Consider the following 255-nt stretch of genomic DNA (forward strand, 5'->3'; position numbering starts at 1 on the left):
GCGGAGAACTTGGCGTACATGATTTACACGTCTGGAACGACCGGACAGCCGAAGGGTGTCATGGTCGAGCACCATGCGCTTGTGAACCTGTGCTTCTGGCACCACGACGCGTTCAGCATGACAGCGGAGGACCGCAGTGCGAAGTACGCGGGCTTTGGGTTCGACGCTTCCATTTGGGAGATGTTCCCGACTTGGACGATCGGCGCTGAGCTTCACGTCATTGATGAAGCGATCCGCCTCGATATCGTCCGCCTG

The 255-nt window shown here is 58.4% G+C and carries 1 protein-coding gene; it reads left to right on the forward strand.

The features are described from left to right. On the forward strand, nucleotides 1–255 hold a 255-nt coding region (locus CW370_RS21130), incomplete at both ends, for an AMP-binding protein (protein ID WP_157829199.1).

This window comes from Bacillus sp. SN32 (genome assembly GCF_002837495.1).
GTDB classification, from domain to species: Bacteria; Bacillota; Bacilli; order Bacillales; family Bacillaceae; genus Bacillus; species Bacillus subtilis.